The sequence below is a fragment of the Streptomyces phytophilus genome (assembly GCF_013870535.1).
In the GTDB taxonomy this organism is placed as follows: domain Bacteria; phylum Actinomycetota; class Actinomycetes; order Streptomycetales; family Streptomycetaceae; genus Streptomyces; species Streptomyces phytophilus.
In genome coordinates this window covers 1-2,868 of record NZ_JACBXC010000792.1, presented here as the reverse complement: position 1 = coordinate 2,868, position 2,868 = coordinate 1, and the positions used below count along the sequence as shown (strand labels likewise).

Below are 2,868 nucleotides of genomic sequence, written 5' to 3'. Positions count from 1 at the left end.
GTCTCCCCCGCCGCCTCCGGCGTGCCCCGCGGCACGCCGTCGCCGACGCCCGACCGGTACACCGCCGTGCCCACGCTCCCCAGCACCGCGACACCCAGCGCCACACCCAGCTCCGAACTCGTCTCGCTGATCGCCGACGCCGCCCCCGCCTTCTCCGGCGGCGCGGAGCCCACCACCAGCTCGGTGCCCAGCGCCAGCACGGGGCCGATCCCCGAGTTCACCATCGCGTACGCCACGAGGATCACCGCGATGTCCCCCGAACCACCCGGCTCGACCCGGCTCAGCAGCAGGAACCCCACCGCCGCCGACACCAGCCCCGCGCCCATCACGGCCCCCGGCCCGAACCGGCGCGCGAACGCCGGCGCCGTCACGGACGCGACGATCAGCACCCCCGCCGGCGGCAGCAGCCACAGCCCCGCCCGCAGCGCCGACTGCCCCTCCACCAACTGCAGGTACTGCGTGACGAACAGGTACGTGCCGCTCACCGCCACCGTCCCCACCAGCAGGATCAGCAGCGCGCTGCGGAACGACCGGTCGGCGAACAGCCCCAGGTCCAGCAGCGGGCTCGCCAACTGCCGCTGCCTGCGCAGGAACAGCGCCCCCGCGCCGATGCCCACCGCGGCGGCCAGCAGCGGCACCGCGGCCACACCGTGCGCCAGCTCCTTGATCGCGTACGTCACCGGAAGCATCGTCCCCAGCGACAGCACCACACTCGCCGCGTCCACCCGGCCCGCGTCCGGATCCCGCGACTCCGGCAGCAGCAGCGGCCCCGCCACCAGCAGCAGCACCATCACCGGGATGCCCATCAGGAACGCCGACCCCCACCAGAAGTACTCCAGCAGCGCACCGCCCGCCACCGGCCCGAGCGCGACGCCCAGGGAGAACATCGCCGCCCAGATCGCGAACGCCAGCCCCCGCTGCCGCGGGTCGCGGAAGAGATTGCTGATCAGCGACAGCGTCGACGGCATCAGCGTGGCACCGGCCACGCCCAGCAGCAGCCGGGCGGCGATCAGCGCCTCCGGGCCCGGCGCGTACGCGGCGGCGACGGACGCGGCGCCGAAGGCGGCGGCGCCGATCAGCAGCAGGCGGCGGCGGCCGAAGCGGTCGCCCAACGTGCCCATGGTGACGAGGAATCCGGCGATCAGGAAGCCGTACGCGTCCATGATCCACAGGGCTTGGGTGCCGCTGGGGTGCAGCTCGGCGGCGAGGGCGGGGAGCGCGAGGTAGAGGACGGTGACGTCCAGGCCGAGCAGCACGGTGGGTACGGCGAGCACGGCGAGCCCCGCCCACTCCCGGGGGCCTGCGCGGCGGGCGGTGGACGTGGTCATACGGGCTCCCTCGGTGAGGTGGACGGCCGGCTCACTTTCTTGAACGATAGTTCTAGTTGTTGTTTTGTTCAAATTGTTTGGCGCGGGTCGTGAGGAGGTGGGGCGGGGTCGGGCTTATACGGGCCGGGCGGCCTCGGCGAGGAGTCCGTCGACGATGATCCGCAGCACCCGCGGGTACAGGTCGAGGGCCGTGCGCTCCGGCCACAGGTCGCCGATGGCCGCCAACTGCGGCTGCCTGGACGGATCGAGGCCGTCCAGGCCGAACGCGAGGTCGGCGGAGCCCACCCGCGCGCGGCGGCGGTCCGAGCGGGCGCGTACGAGGACTTCGCCGACGGTGTAGTACCAGATGTTCCGGAAGACGTCGACGGCCTGTCCCTGCGTGCAGCCCGCGGCCACCGCGCCGGCGACGATCGTCTCGACGATCCACAGGGCGGAGTCGCCGAGTCGCCCGATGAAGCCGTCCGCGGTCAGCGCCTCGGCCGCCCAGGCCCAGTTGGTGAGCGCGTCGTGCATCGTCGTGGCGGCGACGACGATCCGCTCGCGCGGGTCGTCGGGCAGTTCGGGGCGCGCGAGCTGGTCGAGGTGCTGGTTGACCAGCTCGACCACCAGGTCGTCCTTGTTGTGGACGTGGTGGTAGAGCGTCGTCGTCCCGATGCCGATCTCGGCGGCCAGCCGGCGGACGGTCAGCGTCTCCCAGCCGTCCTCGTCGATGACCCGGCGGGCCGCCGCGAGGATCTCGGCGCGCGACGTCGAGCGCGGCCGGCCGGTGCGGCCGGTGGGCGTGGGGGCGGGCTCTCGGCGGTCTCGTTGTCCGGGCACCGTCCCATGATGCTGCCCCGGGGTCCGCCCGGGAAATCATCCCAGGTCAGTGGCCTTGTCCGGGGAGCTGTCGGAGGGGTGGTGTACTTTAGGAACGTGTTCCGGAACATGTTCCGGAAGTCGGGTGGACACGGGAGGGATCATGACGGGGGAGCAGGCGGAGGCGGCAGGCCGGGAGGGCGCGGCGGGCGGCTCCGGAGGTGCGGGGCGGGCGGGGCTCGTGCTCGCCACGGCGGCGGTGGCGCAGTTCCTGGTCTCGCTCGACCTGTCGGTGGTGAACGTGGGGCTGCCGGAGATCGGCGCCGCGCTCGGCTTCGGCGAGGTGGGTCTGACGTGGGTCATCCACGCGTATGCGCTCACGTTCGGCGGGCTGCTTCTGCTGGGCGGCAAGGCCGCCGACCGGTACGGGCAGAAGCGGATGCTGCTCGTCGGCCTGGGCCTGTTCGGCGTCGCCTCCCTCCTCGGCGGCTTCGCCACCGAGCCGGGGCACCTGGTTGCGGCGCGGGCCGCCCAGGGCGTCGGCGCGGCGGCCCTCGCCCCGGCGGGGCTGGCGCTGCTGACGGCGACGTTCCCGGGAGGGCGGGCGCGGGTCCGGGCGTTCGGCATCTGGAGCGCGACGAACGCGGCGGGCGGTGCGCTGGGGGTGCTGATCGGGGGCGTGCTCACGGAGTACGCGGGCTGGCGCTGGGTGATGTTCGTGAACGTGCCGATGGCGCTGATC

Annotated in this window: 3 protein-coding genes; 1 reads left to right on the top strand and 2 read right to left on the bottom strand. The window is 73.6% G+C overall.

Annotated elements, in window-relative coordinates:
• Both H5J30_RS25330 and H5J30_RS25325 read right to left on the bottom strand, forming a co-directional pair.
• Positions 1-1,328: MFS transporter (locus tag H5J30_RS25330; protein WP_258563530.1), on the bottom strand; the 1,328-nt coding region annotated here is incomplete at its 3' end.
• A gap of 114 nt (positions 1,329-1,442) precedes the next feature.
• The gene (locus H5J30_RS25325; RefSeq protein ID WP_181789666.1) at positions 1,443-2,147 is read right to left on the bottom strand and encodes a TetR/AcrR family transcriptional regulator; all 705 of its coding nucleotides are present in this window, start codon (positions 2,145-2,147) and stop codon (positions 1,443-1,445) included.
• Positions 2,148-2,289: 142 nt separating this feature from the next.
• Between H5J30_RS25325 and H5J30_RS25320 the strand changes: the two genes are divergently transcribed.
• A partial coding sequence (locus tag H5J30_RS25320; protein WP_258563529.1) for an MFS transporter occupies positions 2,290-2,868 on the top strand: 579 nt, incomplete at its 3' end.